Consider the following 21,967-nt stretch of genomic DNA (forward strand, 5'->3'; position numbering starts at 1 on the left):
TGCGAGCGCAGAACAAAAGGGAAGCGTTACGCCAAGCAGCGCAACAATTGATCGTCGGATCCAATAACCCGCCCACCCCGTTTCCGAAGCTGGGCTGCCGGCCCCCTCGCAAGCCCTGTTTGGGCAATCGAAATAGGACAACGAAAAAGGGCAGGTCCGATGACCTGCCCCCTTCAGTGCAAAGAGATTTTGTTGGGAGGAGTATAAAACCCCTTTGCAAATGCGCGCGGCGCTTACTTAGCGGCGGCTTTTTTCGCAGCGGAGGTCACGTCGTTGGTGGCCTTCTTCACAGCGGCGGACGCCTCTTCGGACATGTCCTTGCCAGCCGACATCAGCAGCTCAACGGTGTCCATCTGAACCTTTTTCGCAACTTCAGCAAAGGCGGCCATGTTCTCAGCAGCCACTTCAGCGGAGGCGGACGCGAAATCAGTTGCCGCTTTGGCGTAATCCGCAGGCTCAGCCTGTGCCTTGGAGACGTCGCTCAGCTTGGTCAGGGTTTCTTTGGCCCAGCTGTTGGAAATCTCGGCGGACTTCTCAGCGGCCTGCAGGGCAACATTGGACAGTTTTTCGTTCAGGGCTGCGGTGGTTTTGAACGCATCTTCCATCGCGGTTGTGTCAACCGGAAACGCACCCATCATGTCTTTCATCATCGCGGTAAAATCTTGGGTCTTAGCCATTGTACTGGTTCCTCTTGGTTACGCGGCCAGATCGTTCTGCCGCCTTCGCATGACCCCAATATTGTTTCTGCACCGCAGCATTTCAAGATTTTTATTGCTGCAATGCAGAATATTTTTTGAGAACGACCTAAAATCAATCGCTTGCCTGACGGCGCGCCTTCACCCGCACATAGTCTCCCGGCGCTGGCGTAAGCGGCGGATGCTGGGAATCACCGGGATCACGGGCCGGGACCTGTTTGCCGGACCGTTTCTTGAGCCAGCTTTCCCAACGTGGCCACCAGGACCCTTCGTTGAAGGTGGCCCCCTCCCGCCAGCTGTCGGCATCGACCTTCAGATCGGTATTGGTGTAATGGCCGTATTTGTTGCGGGTCGGCGGATTGACGATGCCCGCAATGTGACCCGACTGGGCCACCACAAAGGTCTTCGAGCGCGACCCCATCTGCTGCACGCCGCGATAGCAGTCTTTCCAGCGGGCGATATGGTCAGTCTCACAGGTGATCGCCATCACCGGCACAGTCACGTCGCGCACATGCAGCGTGTGGCCCATCAGCTCAAACCCGTCACGCACGAATTCATTGCGCTGGCACAGGCCGCGCAGATACTGCATCGCCATCCGTCCCGGCAGGTTGGCGCCATCGCCATTCCAATACAGCAGATCAAAGGCTGGGGGCGTCTCCCCCATCATATAGCTGCGGATGGCCGGGCCGTAGACCAGATCGTTGGAGCGCAGGAAGGAAAATGTCCGCGCCATAATATAAGAGCGCAGCAGACCGTTGTTGGTAATCTCCTCCTCGATCCCGTCGATGAAGTCGTTTTGCAGGAAGGGCGTGAACTCCCCCTGATCGGAGAAATCTGTCAGCGCGGTGAAAAACGTCGCCGATTTGATCGAGGTATCGCCCCGCTGTTTCAGCAGCGACAGGGTCAGGCTGAGAGTGGTGCCCGCAATACAGTAGCCGACAGCATTGACCTGTTTGACCTTGCAGATCGACTTGGCGGTCTCGATCGCGCTCAGATAGCCCTTCTCGATATAGTCCTCCAGCCCCAGATCGGCGTGCTCCGCGCTGGGGTTGAGCCAGGACACCACAAACAGCGTATAGCCCTGCTCGGTCACCCATTTGATCAGGCTATTCTGCGCCTTGAGGTCGAGAATATAGAACTTGTTGATCCAGGGCGGGAACAGCACGATCGGGGTCTCATGCACGGTTTCCGTGGTGGGACGATACTGGATCAGCTCCATCATCTCGTTGCGGAACACAACTTCGCCGGGTGTCGTGGCGATATTGCGGCCGATTTCAAAGGCGCTCTCATCCGCTAGCCGCACCACCAGTTCGCCGTCATTGGCCTCCAGATCGGCAACCAGATTCTCCAGACCCTTGATCAGCGACTGACCTTCGGTCTCCACCGCCTTTTCCAGCGCGTCGGGGTTTGTCGCCAGAAAATTGGTGGGCGCCATCATCTGCACGATCTGGTCGGCAAAATAGCCGAGCCGCCGTTTGTCGATGTCGTCGATATCCTCAACCTCAGCCACGGCGTTGCGGATCGCCTCAGCATTGGTGAGATACTGCTGCTTGATAAAGTGGAAATAGGGGTTTGATTGCCACATCGGATTGGCAAAGCGGCGATCCGCCGGCGCAGTAGACGCGGTGGGCGCGGTCTCATCCGGGCTGTCGCCCTCCAGGGATTTCGCCAAAAGCGACTGAGCTTCGGCGAAATTCACCACCGCCTGGCCCCAGTAAGCCACTTGTTTTTCCAACAGCTTTGCCGGGTTTTTCGCCATTTCCGACCAATAGGCCGTTGCTGCGCGTGCAAAAAGCTCTTGATTCGGACCATCCAGCGAAGCGGGGTGAGATTTTTTCTGAGCCAGAACATCCATCAGACGTTTTGAAAGTTGCTCAACCTGCTCCATATTTTTTTTAATTCGTTCAATATGTTCCGGTGAGACGTCCGGATCCGTGCTCTCACTTGTTGTCATCTTAACAAATCCCCCGTAATCTTTCTGCTATGCAGAATACTGTCCGCCCATCATACGACAAAGCAGTGAAACGTCCGATGGGTTGTGACACAACCGCACGTGGATTCAGATCGGATCCAAGCGGCCAACGCAATGGAGATATAACATGCGTTACATGATGTCGTACGATCTGATGGAAACCATGCGCAACACCAACCAGTGGCTTGGCGCAACGGCCCTGTCGATGGCGTCGAACCCCGCCTTTGCCGCGATCCCCAATCCGGCGCTCAGCTGGATGGCCGCCTGGGGCGAGGTCACGGAACGCAGTTTCCAGCGCATGGTCACCAAACCGGACTGGGGCATTTACACCCAGACCTGCGCCGATGGCCGCGATCACGTGGTGGAGATCGACACGGTTGTGGAACGGCCCTTTGGCGATCTGATCCATTTCCGCGTGGCAGGCCGCGCCGAACAGCCGCGCAAGGTGCTGCTGGTGGCGCCGATGTCGGGCCACTACGCAACCCTGCTGCGCTCCACCGTCAAAAGCCTGATCGAAAACTGCGAAGTCTATGTCACCGACTGGCATAACGCGCGCGATATTCCGGTCTCCGCAGGCAAGTTCGATATTGAAGATTACACCCTCTACCTCGTTGATTTCATGCGCGAGATGGGGCCGGACACCCATGTGATTGCGGTCTGCCAACCGGCGCCGCTGACCTTGGCGGCCACCGCTTATCTGGCGGAACAGGATCCCGGCGCCCAGCCCTGTTCGCTGACGCTGATTGGCGGGCCGGTAGATCCCGATGCGACCCCCACCGATGTGACGGATTTTGGCCGCCGGGTCACCATGGGTCAGCTGGAAGAAACGATGATCCAGCGCGTCGGCTTCAAGTATAAGGGTGTGGGCCGCAAGGTGTATCCAGGCCTGTTGCAGCTCAGCTCCTTCATGTCGATGAACGGTGAGCGTCACTCAAAGGCGTTTATGGACCAGATCCAGCGCGTCAGCCGGGGTGAGGCGTCGGATCACGACGCCCACAACCGGTTCTATGACGAATATCTCGCCGTGATGGATATGACGGCGGAGTTCTATCTCTCCACTGTGGAGCGTGTCTTCAAAGGGGGCGAAATCGCGCGCAATGAATTTGTCGTCGCCGGGCACAAGGTGGATATCGGCAAAATCACCGATGTGGCGGTCAAAACCGTCGAAGGCGCCAATGATGATATCTCGGCGCCCGGTCAGTGCATCGCCGCGCTGGATCTCTGCACTGGCCTGCCGGAGACGAAAAAGGCCAGCCATGTGGAGCCGGGGGCGGGACACTATGGCATCTTTGCCGGGCGCAGCTGGCGTGACAATATCCGCCCGCTGGTGATCGAATTCATGAACGCCAACGCCCGCAAGGCAAAGAAACCGGCCGCGAAACGCGCCAAGGCAACCGCCTGACACACCGCCAACAGCTGGACCGGGCTAGACCAGGGTCTGAACCAATCGGACGATGACACAAAGGAGCGCCCAGAATGGCCGATCCGCTGAGTTTCGCATGTGACTGCGGAAAAATCCGTGGCGAGCTATCGCAAGAGGCGCGCAAGGCGGGCACCCGTATCGTCTGCTTCTGCGCCGATTGCCGCGCCAATGAAATCTATCACAACCAGCCCGACCCGGCCCCGGGCCCGGTTGATCTGTTTCAGGTCAATCCCGACGGGGTCCGGTTCCATCAGGGACAAGATCTGTTGCGGCTAATGCGGCTCAGTCCGAAGGGGCTGTTTCGCTGGTACGCGGGCTGCTGCGGCACCCCAATGGCCAATACGCTGGCCAAACCCACGCTGCCCTTCGCCGGGCTGCGGTCGGATCGATTTGCCGATAAAGATGCGCTTGGCAAGATCCGCGCGCGGGCTTCTGTTCCGAAACAGGGCAAACAGCCCCGCACCGAAGGTGCCGCGCGGATGGTCATGTCGCTGTTGAGCCGAATGATCTCGGCGCGGCTGTCAGGCCGGTGGAGGGAGACACCGTTTTTCGACGTCGAAAGCGGTGAGCCGGTGTCAAAGCCAGAGGTGATCAGCAAGGAAGAGCGCGCAGCCCTGCTCCGCTAACCTCCGTATAAATAACTGATTCAGCTGGTCTTTAGCGGGTTTGTCAGGGTCAGTGGCGGTAGCGACGGCGCTGCCGGTTGTGCCACGCCCGCAGCGGTAGTTGCAGTCTCCCGCGGCGGGTCCGGTCTCTCGTCCTGATCCGGGGCAACCTCGGCCAGCCATGCGGCCATGGCACCGGTCACCTGATCCGGTTGTTCCAGCGTTGGCAGATGGCCTGCCTCCTCAATCACACAGAGCCGGGCGTTGGGCATCAGGGCCGCCATAAATTCATGCCGTTTCAGCGGCGTCAGCCGATCCTGCGCCCCGCAGAGGATCAGGGTCGGTCCCTTGAAACGGCGCAGTGCCGCCTGCTGATCGGTGCGCCGCTGCAGGGCCCGCGCCTGCGCCACGAACAGCTCAGGTCCCAGACTGCAGCCCTGTTGATAGATGGTGTTGAGGATATCAAGCCGCTGCGGCGACGGCGCCAGACTGTCCACCGGCAGGCAGCCGCGCAGAACATCCTCCAGCCGACCACTGCGGGCCGCGATGATCAGCGGCTCCCACTCGGCGGCCTGTGTTGGCGTATCGGGCAAGGGGCTGGTCGACATCAGACACAACCGGCTGACCCGTTCGGGTGCGCGGCGCAGGATTTCCATCGCAACAATGCCGCCCATCGACAGCCCAGCCAGCGCAAACCGCGCTGGCAGCTGCGTCAGCAGATGATCGGCGATGCGCTCAATCCGGTCGCCGCCCAGAAGCGGCGCCACCATGGTTGGCAGCACGCCGGAAAGCGCCCGCAGCTGCGGCACGAAGACTTCCGCCGTGCCCATCAGCCCCGGAAGCATCACCAGAGGCGCACTACCCGGCCCGCCTGCGCGCGTCTCGGTCTGCCCTGCTCTGCCCAGTTGATCCGCCACCCGCGCCTATCCTCCTGCCTCGGTCCCGTAGCCGTTCCAGCGAAACGCGCCGTCGTCAGACAGCGGCGAGAACGGATTATGCGCGATTTCCCAGATATGGCCGTCGGGCGCGCGAAAATAGCCGATGGTGCCGCCCCAGAACACCTCCCCCGCCGGGCGCAGGATTGTGGCGCCTGCCGCCTCGGCCTTGGCCAAAAGCGTGGCCACATCCTCAGCACTGCGCGTGTTGTGGCTGAGGGTCATCGCCCCGGTGCCGAGGTCTTCCACCGGCAGGCCGATATCCTCAGCGAGCGCCGCCAAAGGATACAGCCCCAACGTCTGTGAGATCAGGTCAAAAGCAATGACGCCATCGGGGCTCTGCGCCCGCTGCCAGCCAAGCGCCTCGTAGAAGGCGGCGGCCTGCTCCATGTCGGGCACCCCGAGGGTGATCAGGCTGATGCGTTGGTCCATCGGTTCCTCTCCTGCCCGTGGCGTCCCTGATGAGGGAGGCCTCGTATATTTAACAACTCGTGGCGCGCGTTAGATTGCACCCTGCGAAGGGCGCTCTCCTTCTAGCTTAGCGGATCCCATCCGCGTCAGATAGCCCCAGAACCTCTGCAACAGCCGTTTCGATCAGGGCCAGACAGGCGGGATCCGAAAACCGGTGATCCGCATCTTTGACCAGTTGCAGGCGCATATCGGCGCAGCTGGCATGATCGAGCAGCCGCAGGGCGGTTTCCGTGCTGACCGCGGTATCAGCGGTGCCTTGCAGACACCGCACCGGCATCGGCAGCGTAAGCGGGGCGCGCAACACCAGATGGTTGCGCCCGTCCTCAATCATGCGTTTGGTGATCACATAAGGCTCCATGTAGTCGCTTGGCAGTTCGACCTGCCCGCGCGTCTCCAGCTCCGCCTTCTGGGCATCGGTGAAATTGGCCCAATAGCCGTCCTCGGTAAAATCCGGGGCGGCAGCGATGGTGACCAGACCCGCGACCCGCTCCGGCAGGGTCCGCGCCAGCAAGAGCGCCTGCCAGCCGCCCATAGAGGAGCCGACGGGAACAATTTTGCCCGTGGTCAGCGCCTGAACCGCTGCCAGCGTGTCCTGATGCCAGTCGCCAATGCAGCCCTCTTCAAATGTGCCGGAGCTTTCACCGTGGCCGGAGTAATCAAACCGTAGAAAGCCTAATCCACGCGCCTGCGCCCAGGCTTCCAGATGTATCGCCTTGGTGCCCTCCATGTCGGATTTCAGCCCGCCCAGAAACACCACCGTCGGCGCCGCTGTCTCGCCGCTTGCGGGGGTCAGATGATAGGCCAGGCGGCGGCCGGTATCAGTGTCCAGAAATTGGGTTGCGGTCATACTGTCCCCCGTTGGTATTGTGCCAAATCACAGGCCTTCAGATCTGCCACGGCAACGGCGCGACGGCAATGGCGTGTTTCACCGCAGCCGCATGGGATCCCGGCATAGGTTGGCCACGGTGCAACGCGGCAACGCCTTCAGACTTGGCGACTTTTCACCGTCGCAACACCCTTGCGACCCATCGCCGCCATGCCTAGGGTCCGCGCGATATCCCTCTTTGCCCCACGATCAGGAGCCAGCCCTTGCCCCGTGCCCTTCGTCTTTTCTGTCTCGGCCTCCTCTGTCTGCTGATCCTTCTGACCACCGTCTGGGGGGCCATGGCGCTGTGGTACCGTCTGCCCGTTGACAGCCTCTGGCGCACAGCCGCGGCTTCCGGCTTTGCCGGTCTTGGTCTGGCCACGCTCTGGGCGGTGATCCGGGGGCGGGCCTTGCGCGGGCTGTCGACCTTCTGTCTCGCGCTTGCGGCGCTGATCTGGTGGTGGGCCAGCCTCACACCCCCGGCAGAGGCCAACTGGTCGCCCGATGTCGCGCGGCAGGTCACCGGCACCCGCAATGGCGATATCCTGACGCTGACAGATGTGCGCAATTTCGACTGGACCACCCCGACCGAATTCACCCCCCGGTGGGAAACCCGCAGCTATGACCTCAGCCAGCTGGAGACCGTCGATCTGTTCATGTCCTACTGGGCCGGGCCGGAGATGGCGCATATGGTGGTCAGCTTCGGCTTTGAGGATGGCGCGCATATCGCCTGGTCTGTGGAGGTGCGGCGTCAGGTTGGCGGTGGCTTCTCCCCCATCGCGGACCTGTTCAAGACCAATACGCTGGTGTTGATCGCAGCGGATGAGCGCGACGTGGTGGGCACCCGAACCAATGCCCGCGGCGAGGACGTGCAGCTGTTTCGCATCGACACTGATCCGGACACCGCCCGCGCGCTGCTGATGCAATATGTCGAGGCCGCCAACAGGCTGGCCGCGCAGCCGCAATGGTATAACTCGCTGACCTCAAACTGCACCACCGTGGTGATGACGATGATCCGCATCATCGTCGAGGACGTGCCGCTGGACTGGCGGGTGCTGGCCAATGGCTACCTGCCCGAATACGCCCATGATCAGGGGGTACTGGCGACAGGCTACAGTACTGAGGAGCTGCGCAACCTTGGTAGTATCACCGCCAAGGCGCAGGCCGAGGGCATCACACCAGACTTCTCCGCCCTGATCCGCGAAGGTGTGCCAGCTCCTGCCCCCTGATCCAGGACCCTAATCCGGCTTTTGCATCTTCTGGCACAAAATATCCCAGGGAGCGCGCGGGGCTGGCCCCTCGCCCGCTTGACAGCCTCGCGCGCCCCTGCCAAACGGGCAAAACACATATAACCCGCAACCGGGCGTTCAGTGGGCGCCAAACCGACGAGGAGCAGCCAGACAATGGCCCAAATCTCTCTCACCTTCCCTGATGGCAATGCACGATCCTATGACGCAGGCATCACCCCTGCTGAGGTCGCAGCCTCCATCTCTACCTCGCTTGGCAAAAAAGCGATCTCTGCCACCGTGAACGGTGCGCATTGGGATCTGCAGTGGCCGATTGACACCGACGCCTCCATCGCGCTTCACACCATGAAGGACGAAGAGCAGGCCAATGAGCTGATCCGCCACGATCTGGCCCATGTGATGGCGCGCGCGGTGCAGGAGATCTGGCCCGACACCAAGGTCACCATCGGCCCGGTGATTGAAAACGGCTGGTACTACGACTTTGATCGCGCAGAGCCCTTCACCCCCGAAGATCTCGGCACCATCGAAAAGAAGATGAAAGAGATCATCAACAAGCGGGACGAGGTGCGCACCGAGGTCTGGGACCGCCCCCGCGCGATCCAGCACTACACCGACAACAATGAACCCTATAAGGTCGAGCTGATCGAGAGCATCCACGGCGATGAGCCGCTGCGGATGTATTGGCATGGCGACTGGCAGGACCTCTGCCGTGGCCCGCACCTGCAGCACACCGGCCAATTGCCGAGTGATGCCTTCAAGCTGATGTCCATCGCTGGCGCTTACTGGCGCGGCGACAGCGACCGCGCCATGCTGCAGCGGATCTATGGCGTTGCCTTCACCGGCAAGGAGAAACTGAAAGCCCATCTCCATATGCTGGAAGAGGCCGCCAAGCGCGACCACCGCAAACTGGGCCGCGAGATGAACCTGTTCCACATGCAGGAAGAGGCTCCCGGCCAGATCTTCTGGCACCCGAACGGCTGGAAGATCTACACCACCCTGCAGGATTACATGCGCCGCATGCAGGACCGCGACGGCTATGTCGAGGTGAACACCCCGCAGGTGGTGGACCGCAAACTGTGGGAAGCCTCTGGTCACTGGGACAAATACCAGGAAAACATGTTCATCGTTGAGGTCGACGAGGATCACGCCCGTGAAAAGGCCGTGAACGCGCTGAAGCCGATGAACTGCCCCTGCCATGTGCAGGTGTTCAATCAGGGCCTCAAATCCTACCGTGATCTGCCGCTGCGCATGGCCGAGTTTGGCTCCTGTGCCCGCTATGAACCCTCGGGCGCGCTGCATGGCATCATGCGGGTGCGTGGGTTTACTCAGGATGATGGTCACATCTTCTGCGCCGAGGATCAGATCGAATCTGAAACCGCCAAGTTCATCGCCTTCCTGTCGAAGGTCTATGCCGATCTTGGCTTCCATGACTGGACCATCAAGCTCTCGACCCGCCCGGAAAAACGCATCGGCAGCGATGAAAGCTGGGATCTGGTGGAGAAGGCGCTTGGCGATGCCTGCAAGGCGGCGGGCTATGACTATGAGCTGCTGGAGGGCGAAGGTGCCTTCTACGGTCCCAAGCTGGAATTCACCCTGACCGACGCGATTGGCCGGAACTGGCAGTGCGGCACCCTGCAGGTGGATCCCAACCTGCCGGAACGTCTGGATGCGAATTTCATCGGTCAGGACGGCAGCAAGCACCGCCCGTTCATGCTGCACCGCGCAACCCTTGGCAGTTTTGAACGCTTCATCGGCATCCTGATCGAAGAACACGCAGGCAAGCTGCCGTTCTGGCTCGCGCCGCGTCAGGTGGTTGTCGCCTCCATCACATCGGATGCGGATGACTATGTGAACGAAGTGGTTGAGACCCTGCGCGCCGCCGGTGTGCGGGCCGAGGCGGATATCCGCAACGAGAAGATCAACTACAAGGTCCGCGAGCATTCCGTGGGCAAGGTGCCGGTCATTCTGGCCGTCGGCCACCGCGAGGTCGAAGAGCGCACCGTTTCCGTCCGGCGTCTGGGCGAGAAACAGACCAAGGTCGAAGCGCTGGACGCTGTAACAAAAACCTTGGCGGTTGAGGCAACGCCGCCGGATCTTCTGTAACATTTCTGCGGTCTTTTGCTGATCTTTACCCATTTACCGGCCCCCACTTGCGGGGCCGGTTTCTTTTTGCGCATGGTTTTAAGGGTTCGGCAGCCAGAAGGTTGTAATATACGGTCACAGCTGCTGACGCCCGCGTGAGACACAGGCTCGTGAATTCAAAGACTTCCCGGCCTGAGCTAATGTCTGACTTGTAACACCGCCCTCGCAACCAAATTCCAAAGAAGGAAGACACCAATGTCCAACACCGCAAAATCCCTCGCCGTCGCTGGTGCCGTTGCTGCTGCGCTGACCTCTGCCATGGTCACCCCGGCCGCCGCCCAGTCCAAAGAGAAATGCTATGGCGTCTCCCTCGCCGGTCAAAACGACTGCGCCGCCGGTCCCGGCACCACCTGCGCCGGCACCTCGACCGTCGATTATCAGGGCAATGCCTGGACCCTCGTGGATGCCGGCAGCTGCGAAGGCATGGATCTGCCAGCCATGGCGGATGGCAGCGACCGCAAGGGCTCGCTGGAGCCGCTGGAGCGCGACCTGCCTGCATAAGCAAAGGATTAACGCCAAGGGCGGGGGGAGTCTCCCGCCCTTTTTGTAACCCGACCCGAGGACCTGCCATGCTGGACGCCGCTTCTTCCCTACCCGCCGCAGCCGGTGTTGGCTACAAGCCGCAGCATTTTGCCGATATCCTCGCCGAAGCCGGCGCGGTGAAATGGCTGGAAATTCACGCTGAGAACTACATGGGTGACGGCGGCCGCCCTATTGCGCAGCTGCGCCATCTCTGCGAACAGTTTGCGATGTCGGTGCACGGTGTCGGCCTCTCTATCGGTGGTGAGGGGGCATTGGACGGCGATCATCTGGCGCGGCTGAAACATCTGGTCGGCTGGCTCAATCCGGCGAGTTTTTCTGAGCATCTCGCCTGGTCCACCCATGACAGCCATTTCTACAACGACCTGCTGCCGCTGCCCTATACGGATGCCACGCTGGCGCGGGTCTGTGATCATATCAATCAGGTGCAGGACAGCATCGGGCGGCGGATGCTGCTGGAAAACCCCTCCAGCTACCTCGCCTTTGCCGAGAGCAGCTGGTCCGAGCCGGAGTTCCTGGCAGAGATCACCCGCCGCACCGGCTGCGGGCTGCTGCTGGATGTGAACAACGTCTTTGTTTCTGCCACCAATCTCGATTTCTCGCCGCAGGGCTATATTGATGCCTTTGCGCTGGATCAGGTCGGCGAGATCCACCTGGGCGGCCATGATGAGGATGAGGACGACCACGGCAAGCCGCTGCTGATTGACAGCCACGGCGCTGAGGTGGTGGATCCTGTCTGGGCGCTGCTGGATTATACGCTGGCCAAATCCGGCCCCAAACCGGTGCTGGTTGAATGGGACACCGATGTGCCCGACTGGCCCGTCTTGGCCGCCGAGGCAGACCGCGCCGCATCCGCGCTGGAGCGCGTCCCGGCATGACTGTCTCGCAAACAGATTTCACCCGCGCCATGATCGACGCGGCGCAGCCGGTGCCGGAGGGGCTGCTGGATGCGACCGGCCAGCCTGCCGGGCGCCGGTTCAGCGTCTATCGCAACAACGTCGCCGTCTCCCTGACGGAGGCGATGCACAGCGCCTTTCCCCTGATCGCAAAGCTCTTGGGCAAACAGAACCTTGATGGGCTAGCGGGTTTGTATCTGCGCGCTCACCCGCCCTCCTCGCCGCTGATGATGCACTATGGGGCCGAATTTCCGGATTTTCTTGCCGGGATGGAGCAACTGAAACACCTCGGCTATCTGCCGGATGCGGCGCGCCTCGATCTGGCCCTGCGCCGGGCGTATCACGCGGGCGACGCCACGCCGGTTGACCCGGCGCGTCTAGCAGCCCTGCCCCCTGAGGCGCTGATGGCGACCCGGCTGACGCTGGCCCCCGCCGTTGCCCTGTTGCGCTCACCCTGGCCAATCTATGACATCTGGCGCTTCAATACCGAAGAGGACGCGCCCAAGCCCCGGCATATGGCGCAGGATGTGCTTATCACCCGGCCCGAATTCGACCCGGTTCTACAGGAACTGCCTGCGGGTGGTGCCGACTGGATCACCGTCATAGCAGGTGGCGCCACATTGGAAGAGGCGCTGACCACGGTTCAGGCCGACCACCCGGATTTCGACCTCTCACACCCGCTCGCCCTGTTGCTGCAAGGCGGTGCAATCATTGACCTAGATCGCAAAGGATAACCGATGCACGCGCTTGTTTCCTCTTACACCTCCATCTTTGGCAAAGCTGATAGGCTTTCGGACATCATTCTGCCAATCCTTGCACGGCTGGTTTTTGCGGCGGTCCTGTTGGTTTACTACTGGAACTCCGCCGGGCTGAAGACGGATGGGTCGATCTTCTCACCCTCCGCCGGGGCCTTCGGCCAGATCTTCCCGCATGCGGCTGAGGCCGTGCTCTATGATGTCTCGCAGCTCAATATCTTTCAGCGGTTGGTGATTTTTGCCGGGACAGTGGCAGAATATGTCCTGCCTGCGCTGATCCTGGTCGGGCTGCTCACCCGGCTCGCCGCCCTTGGCACCATTGGCTTCATCTGGGTGCAGACCATCGTCGATGTGACCGGCCATGGCGTCAAACTGGGCAGTCTTTTTGACAATGCCATCGGTCTGGTGGATCAGCGGGTTATGTGGACATTCCTGCTGCTGGTTCTGGTGTTCAAAGGTGCAGGCCCGCTGTCGCTGGATGCGCTTGCACGGCGCGCCACGGCGCCTGCCGCCGCCTGATCTGATCCGCTTTCAAATCCAAAAAAAAGGCGCCCTGCATCCGCAGCGGCGCCTTTTTTCATGACCATTATTCACGTCGGTTCAGAAATGCGCTTTCGGCTCATCCGGTTTGCCCGCAGCCAACGCCAGCAGCCCGCCCAGAAGCGCCAGTGAGATCGGGAAGATGGTAAAGACATTCAACCCGAACCCCGCATAGAGCCCCGCCGCCGACGCAAGCAGCAACACCCCGCCCCACAGCGCGCGGGAGATTGCCATCGCGCCGCCTGCCAGCGCCAGAATGGGCGAGATCACCGCCAAGAGCCGCAGCTGATCAACGTCATCGACCTGCCGGACAATCCCGTCGACCTCGCCAAAATACTCGACGGCGGCGGTATAGCCATAACCCGCAAACCCCACCATCATCCCAATCAGCCCGGCCACGATGCCCAGCACCAGCGCTGCATTGCGCATTGCCGCTCTCCTCATCTACTCCGGAACTGAGATGGGGATCCTAGCCCTCAACGCCAAGGGCCGCCTTGGTTTTGGCATCCCAGCCGAGATACAGATCGCCGTTCAAATCGGGGCCGGACTGGATCAGTGGACGTTTCATCAATGTCGGATGGGCCTTCAGCAGATCCAGAGGATCCGTCGCCCGCTCCGCCTCGCTCAACCCGCGCCAAGTGGTGGAGCGGGTATTGACCAGACGATCGCCAAACTGCGCCATGGCTGCTGTGAGAACGGCCTCCGGCACACCATCGGCGCGCACATCGACCAGCTGCGCCTCCGGCAGCTGTTTCAGCGCCTTGCGGCAGGTGTCACAGGTCTTCAATCCGTAGAGTTGCACGCTTTTTCCTTTCCCGAGGGGATGGCTCAGCACAATTTATGGTAGAGCCACACTGTTTTGCTTGATTTTTACATGGTCCGTGCAAAAGTTAAAACCGGGTTGGGACAATCTCCCTGGCCTGTTCTGTCAGCGCATTGCGGCAGAACCGATCATGTCGCCCGGAAACGTGAAATTATCGTGTATTCATGGCGGCTCACTAGAAGGAAGGAGACACGGGAACATGGCGAGTGGCACCGTGAAATGGTTTAATACAACCAAGGGTTATGGCTTTATCGAGCCCGAAGGCGGCGGCAAGGATGTGTTTGTGCACATCTCACAGGTTGAACGGTCTGGGCTGACGGGCCTTGCGGATAATCAAAAAGTTGATTTCGAGATGACCGAAGGGCGCGATGGTCGCCAGATGGCCAGCGACATTCGCCCCCTTTAAACACGATACGGCTGCGCCGAGGTTGACCCTCGGGCGCAGCCTGCCGCGCGATCGAATGACCCCGTCAGCACCGGTCTGCTTGTCGGCCACCCTGCGATCACCGCATGACAAAGGGATCCGGAATGGGCGCGTCACTGGTGCGCAGCCAGACCGTTTTGATCCTTGTGTAATCCAGCGCAGCCTGCAATCCGCCCTCGCGCCCATGGCCTGACAGCCCCTGCCCGCCAAAGGGCGCAATCGGGCTGACGGCACGATAGGTATTGACCCAGACAATGCCGGCCCGAATGCCCCGGATCATCCGATGCGCGCGGGTGAGATCTCGGGTGAAGACGCCAGATGCAAGGCCATGGTCAGTGTCATTGGCCAGCGCCAGCGCCTCGGCCTCGGTGTCGAACCCGCGCACCGACAGGACCGGGCCAAAGAATTCCTCCCGCAAACAGGGCGCCTCGGGGGCCTCAGAGCAATCGAGTATGGTCGGCGGAAAGAAATACCCCCCTTGCTCCAACCGCTGACCGCCTGTGACAAGCTGCGCCCCAGCGGCCAAGGAGGCAAAGATCAGTTCCTCGGCCCGGCTGAGCTGGGCACCGGTGCAAAGCGGTCCAATCTCGGTCTCGGGTAGCTCTGGCGCACCAATGCGGATGTTCTCGGCTTTTTCTTTCAACCGGTGCAGAAACTGCGCCTTGATTTGATTGGATATGATCAGTCGAGACCCGGCCACGCAACTTTGCCCTGTCGCGGCAAAAATCCCAGAGACCTGCGCATTGACCGCGCTGTCGATATCTGCATCCTCAAACACGATGAAGGGGGATTTTCCGCCCAGTTCCAGAGAGGTGGAGGCGAGGTTCTCGGCTGAATTGCGCACCACATGGCGCGCGGTCTCCGGCCCGCCGGTAAATGCCACGTGATCAATCCCAGGATGGGAAGTCAGCACCGCGCCACAATCGGCGCCAAATCCGGTGATGACGTTCAAAACCCCCGCCGGAAACCCGGCCTGATCAAAGATCCGGGCAAACTCCAGCAGCGGTGCCGGCCCCTCCTCAGATGCCTTCAACACCACGGTACAGCCTGCTGCCAGTGCCGGGCCAATCTTGACCGCCGCCAAAAACAGCTGCGAATTCCACGGCACCACGGCTGCCACCACCCCAAGCGGTTCGCGGCGCAGCCAGACCTCCATATCCGGTTTGTCAATCGGCAGATGGGCGCCTTCGATCTTGTCTGCTAGTCCAGCATAGTAACGGTAGTAGTCGGCTACATAGGCAATCTGGGCGGAGGTTTCGCGAATGATCTTGCCAGTATCACGGGTCTCCAACAGGGCCAGAGTCTCTGCATTCTCGGCAATCAAATCGGCCAGCCGAAAAAGCAGCTTGCCGCGCGCAGTGGCGGTCATGCCCGCCCAACCCGGCGCGTGGAAGGCCGCGCGCGCTGCTGCAACCGCGGCCTCCACATCGGCCTTGCGGGCCTCAGGCATCATCGCCCAAACCTCTCCGCTTGCTGGATCGCGGCTCTCAAAACGGGCAGAGCCGTCGGAAAACACCCCGCCGATATATTGCTGGAACTGCTGCATGGTGATCCCCTTCAGGCAAAGGCTGGCATAACATCACGGATGAACCGCTCAAGCGAAGCTTTCTTACGCTCAAAACTCATCCCGCTGTCGATCCAGAAACTGTATTCATCATACCCCAGCGCCTCATAGCCCCGGATCCGGGCAATCGCATCTTCGGCGGTGGCGATCACATTGTCACGCAGCATCGCCTCCGGCGAATAGAACGGATGGGCCGCGATTTCCGCTTCGCTCAACGGCGCGATCAGCCCCTGCGACACCGGGCGCTCGTTTTTGAACCAGGCGCCGAAGTAGCAATAAAACCGGTTGATTTCTTCCGCCGCCTGCTGCGCATCGGCGGCATCTGCGGCAATATAGGTGTGGTTCAACAGCATGATATCCGGGCGCTGCACGTCAGGGTATTTGGCGCAGGCGTCGTTGAACGTCTCAATCAGCCGGGTGATCTCCTCATCCCCTTGCCACAGCGGCGTCACCTGCACATGGCAGCCATTGGCGACGGCAAATTCATGGCTGTTGGGGTCGCGCGCTGCGACCCAGATCGGGGGGCCGTTTTCCTGTCGCGGCTTGGGTGAGGATGTCGTGGCCGGGAAGGAATGATAGGTGCCCTCTTGTGCGTAGTCGCCCCGCCACAACCCCTGGATCGCCGGTATCAGCTCCCGCATCCGCTGGCCTGCGTCCCAGGCATCCATCCCCGGCACCATCCGTTCGTATTCGTAACTATAGGCGCCGCGCGCGATGCCAAGTTCCAACCGCCCTTCGGTGATCAGATCGGTCATCGCCGCCTCCCCCGCAAGGCGGATTGGATGCCAGAAAGGCGCGATGATCGTGCCGGTTCCCAACCGCACATTTCTGGTCTGGCGCGCCAGATCGACAAGATTCAGAAACGGGTTTGGCGCGATGGTGAAATCCATCCCGTGATGCTCTCCGGTCCAGACTGCGTGCATACCGCCATCGTCGGCAATCTTGGCCAAGGCGACGAACTCATCGTAGAGCCGCTTTTGATCCTGTTCCGCCGAGGTCCGTTCCATATGTACAAACAGAGAAAAGCGCATGTGTCACCTGCCGTTATGCGATCTGGCGGATTTCGCCGCTGCGTTGATTGCCGGAATAGATCCCAAAATCCCCCAATGCTGCCTCGCGGGCGAACCGCTCCAGCATGGTCAGGATCGCGGGGTCGCTGATGTCCTCAAGACCTGCTTCAGCCGCCCCGTCCTGCGCCAGCGGCACAAAGGTTCCGCGCGTCGGCGCACCTGCCCCTGCCTGACAGAGAAAGGCGATATGCTGGCGTTTGCGCGCAACATCCTCAAACACCGAATAGACAAAGCCCGGCTCAGCCGTGAGCCCGGTATCGGCAATCAACTGGCGCACCGTGGCAGCGGCACCATCGGGACCAGCCAGCGCCTCCGGTAGGGTCGCACCGCCCTGGCCATCATCGACCAGCAGCACCTCGCCGTCGCGTTCGATCAGGGCGGAGACCACCAGATCGGGGCCGGTTCCGGCAGGTTCCGCTGTGGTGGCCGCCGTGACGTAGGCGCCGCGCGCATAGCCCAAACCCGGATGTGGGCTGACATCAAAGGCTTTCACTTCACCAATCAGGATCACATGATCGCCCGCCTCAACCGTCTTGTGCAGGCTGCAATCGAACCAAGAAGACACCCCGTCGATCAGAGGCGATCCAGCGGGACCGGGCCGCCAATCGAGACCGGCAAAGCGGTCCTCAGTCGGGCGGGCGAATGTATTGGAAATCTCTATCTGAGTTTCCGCCAGCACATTCACCGCAAACCCAGCACCGTTGACCAGCGCATCATAGTTGCGCGACTGGTTGGCCAAGCACACCAGCACCAGCGGCGGATCAAGCGAGACGGAGGTAAAGGAATTGGCAGTAAAGCCAATCGGCTGGCCGCTTTGGTCATGGGAGGTCACAACCGTTACACCGGTCATGAAACTGCCAAAGGCATGGCGCAAGGCGCGCGGATCAAGCGATGTCATGATACGTCTCCTCAGGGGCGGTTGCCAGCCAGTCGCGCAGATGAGCGGTGACCACATCAGGCGCTGTCAGATTCACCATATGACGATGGCCGGTTATGACGATGGCGCGTCCGTGCTGCGCCTGCGCGGCCATCTCCTGCGCCATGGCCGGGGTGGAATTGGGATCACCATCGCCGGTGACGGCGAGGAAGGGGCAGGCGATCTCTCTCAGACGGTGGGCATAGGTCGCATCCCCCCGCGCAAAAGCGCTGTAGGCGGTGGCATAGCCTGCTGGATCAACCGTCCCCAGCCAGCCCGCAACCCGGTCGCGGGCGCTGATGTCAGCAGGCGTCTCACCAAACCAGCGTGCCAACGGCGTTGCCAGATCCAGCTGACCAGCCCCGATTTCGGCAGCACGGGCGAGCACAGCCGCCCGTGCCTGCGGCGTGCGTCGGTAGACCCCATTCAGCAGTGCCACCCGGCGGGTCATTGCAGGGCGCTCTACAGCAAAGCCAGTCGCGATTAACGCCCCCATTGAATGTCCTGCCAGACTGACAGAACCGAGATCCAGCGACTGCACCACTGCCTTCAGCCAAGCGACATAATCGGGCAGCTCACTCCCACTAGGCAGCGGATCACTGCCGCCATGTCCGGGCAGATCCAGCGCGATGACCCGGTGGCTCCGGCTCAGATCCGCAATCTGCGGCCCCCAGGCGGCGGATTGCATACCGACGCCATGCAGCAGGACCAGCGGCGCGCCCGCCCCCGTATCCCGCAGGGCGACCGTGCGTCCAGCCTCAGACAGCTGCAGGATTGTCGACGTCATGGCCAAGCTCTTTCAAATCCTGATAGCGGTCGCCGATCCGATGGTGCGGACGGCCCCCGATAGAGGCTCCCAGCGCAATCAGGATCTCATCAGCGGCTGGCGCATCCGCGACAGCCGTCTGGATCGTCAGGTAGTGGGATCGCTTGCCCCCGTCGTTCTTGTCCATCAGCGGAATCATCAACGGCGCATTGGCAGGTCCGCGGGTGTTGCAGAATGACAGGTAGGATTTTGCCCCCACCGCGTTGCGATAATGGTTGCCGAATTGCAGCGTGTGGATCAGCGCCGAGGCGTGTTCGACCTCACCATTGAGGCCGACAATCGCGGATTTCCCATAACCTTCGACCCGGTCGCCGCCGCCTGCCGCCTCCAGAATCATCTCGGTCAGCAAAAGGCCCAAGCCCGGCGCGCAGTCCCGGATCTGCGGCCCCAGATCCTCGACAAATCCCTGTCCTGCCCATGGGTTCTGAATCACTGCCATGGCCGCGATCATGGTGAGCGGGCTGGGCGCGGTCTTGCCCCCTTCGATCAATGTGTTTTCGACATAAAGCAGCGTTTTGCGAATGGCAGCGGGCATAAGGGTCTCCTAAGCGGCAATCTTCTGGTATCATGGTATACCATTATACGATATGTCAATCATACTTGCCGCAACCAGACTCGGTTGTTATGAGAAAGCCATGGACAGCCCTCAGACAACGCTCCGAAAAATCGACAAGGCGCCGCAAACTCTGCGAGATATTGTGCAGGACCGGATGCGCGAGGCCATCATCGACGGACATTTTGCGCCCGGTGAACGGTTGGTGGAGCGCCCGCTCTGCGATCAGCTCGGCGTCAGCCGGACCGTCGTGCGCGAAACGATTCGCTATCTTGAGGCAGAGGGGCTGGTCGAGATCATCCCCAATCGCGGACCGGTCGTTGCGCGGCTCTCTTGGGATCAGGCCCGCCAGATCTACGACGTGCGCCGCCAGCTGGAAGGGTCCGCTGCTGCCGCCTGCGCCATGCAACAAAGACCGGCATTCGCTGGCAAGCTGACCCGCGCGCTTGATACGGTGGAGGCCACAATGGCCGATACCGAGTGGAGCAACCTGCTGCGCGCAACGACTGATTTTTATCAGCTTATCTTTATGGAGGCGGGCCACAGCATTGCCTGGGACATCGTGCAGCGCCTGAATGGGCGGATCAGCCGGTTGCGGGCCTTGACCATCGCGGCAAAGGACCGCGAAACCTCAGGGATGAGCCATATGACCGCGATCCATGATGCCATTCTCAGCCGCGACCCGGACAGGGCGCGCAAAGCGGTTGAAGCGCATATTGCCGACGCGGCCCAAACTGCGCAGCGGTTCCTGAAAGACCCTGCGCCAACAGCTAAAGAGACGCCAAATGGCTAAAGGATATTGGATCGCCTTTGTCACAGTCACCGATCCTGATCGCTATGCGGGCTATCAACAGCAGGCGCCTGCGGCCTTTGCCAGATATGGCGCGCGGTTTCTGGCACGGGGTGGCGCGGCGGAGACGCTGGAGGGCACAGCCTATCAACGTCATGTCGTCATCGAATTCGACAGTAAGGCCACCGCCCTCGCCTGCTACCACTCGCCCGAATACCAATCCGCCCGCACCCACCGACAGGCCGCCTGCTCCGCGCAGATCGCTATCGTCGAAGGATTGGACACTTAAAGGACGCCCAAATGAGCAACACGCCCTCTGACGCCGCGCCGCAAGCCAGCAGCTTTGACGAAGACCTGTTCCTGAAAGGTCTGGAGCAACGCAAGGCGACCCTTGGTGCCGCGTATGTCGAAAACAACCTCGCCGCCGCCGATGACTTTACCCGCCCGTTCCAAGAAGCCATGACAGCCTGGTGCTGGGGATTTGGCTGGGGCGATGAGACGATTGATGCCAAGACCCGCTCGATGATGAACCTCGCCATGATCGGCGCCCTTGGCAAGATGCACGAATGGGAACTGCATTGCCGGGGCGCATTGAACAACGGTGTCAGCCGCGAAGAAATCCGCGCCATTATTCATGCGGTTGCGATCTATTGCGGCGTCCCGCAGGGTCTTGAGTGTTTCCGTGCCGCCAAAGCCGTTCTCGATCAACATGAGCAGCCCTGAACCACATCGACTAGCCCCTCATCCACCCCCACGCAGGAGCGTACTCTGCTAATGTTCAGATCCGGTCAAACCGTTCAGTCCCGCCCCCGCACACCATGGATGGGCAAGGGCACGGCCCATCGCGCCAGTCTCGGCTTCATTCTGATGTCCACGGATCTCGCCTGTGAGGCGGATCTCTTCGCCATGGCACCCGAAGGCGTCGGCGTGCATATCACCCGGCTCAGAACGGATGACTATACCACCAATGAAACGCTGGCGCGTCATATCGATCACATGGCCGACGCAGCCGGGCGTCTGCAACCGGACATGAAACCTGCGGTGATTGCCTATTGCTGCACCTCAGGGTCCATCGTCTGCCGGGAGGAAAACGTCTTTCGCGAGATCCACAAGGGCGCACCCTATACCCGGCCCATGTCCATCGTCACCGGCGTGATGGATGCCCTGCGCGAGGTGGGTGCAAAACGGATCGTGGTGGGCACGCCGTACCTCGATGATATCAACACCGCCGAGGCCGAGTATCTGCTGGCTGCGGGGTTTGATATCCTCGACATTCAGGGGCTGCAGTTGGAAACCGGTGTGGAATTTGGTCAGGTGGAACCCGACTATTGGAAGGAATTCGCGCTGGAAATCGACCAGCCGGACGCGGATGCGATTTTCCTCTCTTGCAGCGGCACGCGCACGTTGGAAGTGGTGGAGGAGATCGAACAGGCCGCAGGTAAGCCGGTGATCACCTCCAATCAGGCGCTGATGTGGTCTTGCCTGCGCCGGGCCGGGATCGCGGATCAGCTCAATGGCTTTGGCCAACTGTTCAACCATCCGGGCCGGGCACTGACGCCAACACTCTAGCCAGTTTTTCCTCCCCTTCACGCTGGCCCCTCTCACGGGGACACCGCCCCGACAGGCAATCGCACCATTATCGCACCACCAAAGAGGCCCCCATGACCCCAGCCCCTGCCCTACGCAGCTTTCCCGAGGCCGAATACGCCGCCCGCACCCAGCTTGCCCAGAGCCGCATGGCGGAGGCCGGTCTGGACGCGATTTTGGTGATGAGCGAACCGGAGGTGCAGTATTTTAACGGCTTTCAGACCCTGTTCTGACAAAGCCCGACGCGCCCGTGGTTCGCGCTGATCCCCGCCAGTGGCAAGCCGATTGCCCTTATTCCCGAAATCGACGCCAGCCTGATGCGCCGCAG

General features: G+C 61.0%; 26 protein-coding genes. 14 read left to right on the plus strand and 12 right to left on the minus strand.

Annotated elements, in window-relative coordinates:
- Positions 1-233: 233 nt before the first annotated feature.
- Both phaeop14_RS09470 and phaC read right to left on the minus strand, forming a co-directional pair.
- On the minus strand, positions 234-677 hold the full coding sequence (locus phaeop14_RS09470) for a hypothetical protein (protein WP_040170543.1): 444 nt from the start codon (positions 675-677) through the stop codon (positions 234-236).
- 133 nt (positions 678-810) lie between these two features.
- Positions 811-2,649: a class I poly(R)-hydroxyalkanoic acid synthase gene (gene phaC, locus phaeop14_RS09475; RefSeq protein ID WP_096789377.1), complete on the minus strand. Its 1,839-nt coding sequence runs from the start codon at positions 2,647-2,649 to the stop codon at positions 811-813.
- Positions 2,650-2,794: 145 nt separating this feature from the next.
- Here phaC and phaZ point away from each other — a divergent pair, with 145 nt between their 5' ends.
- Complete coding sequence (gene phaZ / locus phaeop14_RS09480) at positions 2,795-4,069, plus strand: polyhydroxyalkanoate depolymerase (protein ID WP_040179960.1); 1,275 nt, start codon at positions 2,795-2,797, stop codon at positions 4,067-4,069.
- 74 nt (positions 4,070-4,143) lie between these two features.
- Complete coding sequence (locus tag phaeop14_RS09485) at positions 4,144-4,716, plus strand: DUF6151 family protein (RefSeq protein ID WP_040170538.1); 573 nt, start codon at positions 4,144-4,146, stop codon at positions 4,714-4,716.
- 20 nt (positions 4,717-4,736) lie between these two features.
- Here the strand turns inward: phaeop14_RS09485 and phaeop14_RS09490 are convergent, their stop codons facing one another.
- The 3 genes from phaeop14_RS09490 to phaeop14_RS09500 all read right to left on the minus strand — a co-directional run bounded on the left by phaeop14_RS09490 (position 4,737) and on the right by phaeop14_RS09500 (position 6,948).
- On the minus strand, positions 4,737-5,612 hold the full coding sequence (locus tag phaeop14_RS09490; RefSeq protein ID WP_096789378.1) for an alpha/beta fold hydrolase: 876 nt from the start codon (positions 5,610-5,612) through the stop codon (positions 4,737-4,739).
- Between the two features lie 6 nt (positions 5,613-5,618).
- A complete protein-coding gene (locus phaeop14_RS09495) occupies positions 5,619-6,062 on the minus strand; it encodes a VOC family protein (RefSeq protein WP_096789379.1) in 444 nt (147 codons plus the stop codon).
- Between the two features lie 106 nt (positions 6,063-6,168).
- On the minus strand, positions 6,169-6,948 hold the full coding sequence (locus phaeop14_RS09500; RefSeq protein WP_096789380.1) for an alpha/beta hydrolase: 780 nt from the start codon (positions 6,946-6,948) through the stop codon (positions 6,169-6,171).
- Positions 6,949-7,190: 242 nt separating this feature from the next.
- Here phaeop14_RS09500 and phaeop14_RS09505 point away from each other — a divergent pair, with 242 nt between their 5' ends.
- From phaeop14_RS09505 to phaeop14_RS09530, 6 genes are all read left to right on the plus strand, one after another.
- Positions 7,191-8,195, plus strand: coding sequence for an Lnb N-terminal periplasmic domain-containing protein (locus phaeop14_RS09505; RefSeq protein WP_096789381.1), 1,005 nt, complete (start codon positions 7,191-7,193; stop codon positions 8,193-8,195).
- A 174-nt stretch (positions 8,196-8,369) separates the two neighbouring features.
- Complete coding sequence (thrS, locus tag phaeop14_RS09510) at positions 8,370-10,316, plus strand: threonine--tRNA ligase (RefSeq protein ID WP_096789382.1); 1,947 nt, start codon at positions 8,370-8,372, stop codon at positions 10,314-10,316.
- A gap of 234 nt (positions 10,317-10,550) precedes the next feature.
- Positions 10,551-10,856 carry a BufA1 family periplasmic bufferin-type metallophore gene (locus tag phaeop14_RS09515; protein WP_014875093.1) on the plus strand — a complete coding sequence of 102 codons (306 nt, stop codon included), beginning with the start codon at positions 10,551-10,553 and terminating at the stop codon, positions 10,854-10,856.
- Positions 10,857-10,924: 68 nt separating this feature from the next.
- Positions 10,925-11,773, plus strand: a complete 849-nt coding sequence (gene bufB / locus phaeop14_RS09520; RefSeq protein WP_096789383.1) for an MNIO family bufferin maturase — start codon at positions 10,925-10,927, stop codon at positions 11,771-11,773.
- Positions 11,770-12,525, plus strand: coding sequence for an HvfC/BufC N-terminal domain-containing protein (locus phaeop14_RS09525; RefSeq protein ID WP_096789384.1), 756 nt, complete (start codon positions 11,770-11,772; stop codon positions 12,523-12,525). The genes bufB and phaeop14_RS09525 overlap by 4 nt, the downstream gene beginning before the upstream one ends.
- A 3-nt stretch (positions 12,526-12,528) precedes the next feature.
- Positions 12,529-13,065 carry a DoxX family protein gene (locus phaeop14_RS09530; protein WP_040170524.1) on the plus strand — a complete coding sequence of 179 codons (537 nt, stop codon included), beginning with the start codon at positions 12,529-12,531 and terminating at the stop codon, positions 13,063-13,065.
- Between the two features lie 81 nt (positions 13,066-13,146).
- Here the strand turns inward: phaeop14_RS09530 and phaeop14_RS09535 are convergent, their stop codons facing one another.
- Together phaeop14_RS09535 and phaeop14_RS09540 are read right to left on the minus strand one after the other, a co-directional pair.
- The gene (locus tag phaeop14_RS09535) at positions 13,147-13,515 is read right to left on the minus strand and encodes a hypothetical protein (protein WP_096789385.1); all 369 of its coding nucleotides are present in this window, start codon (positions 13,513-13,515) and stop codon (positions 13,147-13,149) included.
- 40 nt (positions 13,516-13,555) lie between these two features.
- Positions 13,556-13,888: an arsenate reductase family protein gene (locus phaeop14_RS09540; RefSeq protein ID WP_040170519.1), complete on the minus strand. Its 333-nt coding sequence runs from the start codon at positions 13,886-13,888 to the stop codon at positions 13,556-13,558.
- A 220-nt stretch (positions 13,889-14,108) separates the two neighbouring features.
- Here phaeop14_RS09540 and phaeop14_RS09545 point away from each other — a divergent pair, with 220 nt between their 5' ends.
- On the plus strand, positions 14,109-14,315 hold the full coding sequence (locus phaeop14_RS09545; RefSeq protein WP_040170517.1) for a cold-shock protein: 207 nt from the start codon (positions 14,109-14,111) through the stop codon (positions 14,313-14,315).
- Positions 14,316-14,412: 97 nt separating this feature from the next.
- Here phaeop14_RS09545 and phaeop14_RS09550 read toward each other — a convergent pair whose 3' ends face one another.
- The 5 genes from phaeop14_RS09550 to phaeop14_RS09570 are packed head-to-tail and all read right to left on the minus strand — an operon-like array spanning position 14,413 to position 19,244.
- A complete protein-coding gene (locus phaeop14_RS09550) occupies positions 14,413-15,879 on the minus strand; it encodes an aldehyde dehydrogenase (protein ID WP_096789386.1) in 1,467 nt (488 codons plus the stop codon).
- Between the two features lie 11 nt (positions 15,880-15,890).
- Entirely contained in the window at positions 15,891-16,928 is a 1,038-nt protein-coding gene (locus phaeop14_RS09555; protein ID WP_096789387.1) for an LLM class flavin-dependent oxidoreductase, read from the minus strand.
- Positions 16,929-16,941: 13 nt separating this feature from the next.
- Positions 16,942-17,865 (minus strand): flavin reductase, encoded by a 924-nt coding sequence (locus phaeop14_RS09560; RefSeq protein WP_096789388.1) that lies wholly within the window; start codon positions 17,863-17,865, stop codon positions 16,942-16,944.
- Complete coding sequence (locus phaeop14_RS09565) at positions 17,852-18,670, minus strand: alpha/beta fold hydrolase (RefSeq protein WP_096789389.1); 819 nt, start codon at positions 18,668-18,670, stop codon at positions 17,852-17,854. The genes phaeop14_RS09560 and phaeop14_RS09565 overlap by 14 nt, the downstream gene beginning before the upstream one ends.
- The gene (locus tag phaeop14_RS09570) at positions 18,642-19,244 is read right to left on the minus strand and encodes an amino acid synthesis family protein (RefSeq protein WP_096789390.1); all 603 of its coding nucleotides are present in this window, start codon (positions 19,242-19,244) and stop codon (positions 18,642-18,644) included. The genes phaeop14_RS09565 and phaeop14_RS09570 overlap by 29 nt, the downstream gene beginning before the upstream one ends.
- A gap of 100 nt (positions 19,245-19,344) precedes the next feature.
- Here phaeop14_RS09570 and phaeop14_RS09575 point away from each other — a divergent pair, with 100 nt between their 5' ends.
- The 5 genes from phaeop14_RS09575 to phaeop14_RS19880 all read left to right on the plus strand — a co-directional run bounded on the left by phaeop14_RS09575 (position 19,345) and on the right by phaeop14_RS19880 (position 21,872).
- Positions 19,345-20,055: a GntR family transcriptional regulator gene (locus tag phaeop14_RS09575; RefSeq protein ID WP_096789391.1), complete on the plus strand. Its 711-nt coding sequence runs from the start codon at positions 19,345-19,347 to the stop codon at positions 20,053-20,055.
- Positions 20,048-20,341 carry a DUF1330 domain-containing protein gene (locus phaeop14_RS09580; RefSeq protein WP_096789392.1) on the plus strand — a complete coding sequence of 98 codons (294 nt, stop codon included), beginning with the start codon at positions 20,048-20,050 and terminating at the stop codon, positions 20,339-20,341. The genes phaeop14_RS09575 and phaeop14_RS09580 overlap by 8 nt, the downstream gene beginning before the upstream one ends.
- Before the next feature lie 11 nt (positions 20,342-20,352).
- Positions 20,353-20,775: a carboxymuconolactone decarboxylase family protein gene (locus phaeop14_RS09585; RefSeq protein WP_096789393.1), complete on the plus strand. Its 423-nt coding sequence runs from the start codon at positions 20,353-20,355 to the stop codon at positions 20,773-20,775.
- Positions 20,776-20,826: 51 nt separating this feature from the next.
- The gene (locus phaeop14_RS09590; RefSeq protein ID WP_096789394.1) at positions 20,827-21,621 is read left to right on the plus strand and encodes a maleate cis-trans isomerase family protein; all 795 of its coding nucleotides are present in this window, start codon (positions 20,827-20,829) and stop codon (positions 21,619-21,621) included.
- 92 nt (positions 21,622-21,713) lie between these two features.
- Positions 21,714-21,872, plus strand: coding sequence for an aminopeptidase P family N-terminal domain-containing protein (locus phaeop14_RS19880; RefSeq protein WP_244905744.1), 159 nt, complete (start codon positions 21,714-21,716; stop codon positions 21,870-21,872).
- Positions 21,873-21,967: the final 95 nt, after the last annotated feature.

The organism is Phaeobacter piscinae (assembly GCF_002407245.1).
In the GTDB taxonomy this organism is placed as follows: Bacteria; Pseudomonadota; Alphaproteobacteria; order Rhodobacterales; family Rhodobacteraceae; genus Phaeobacter; species Phaeobacter piscinae.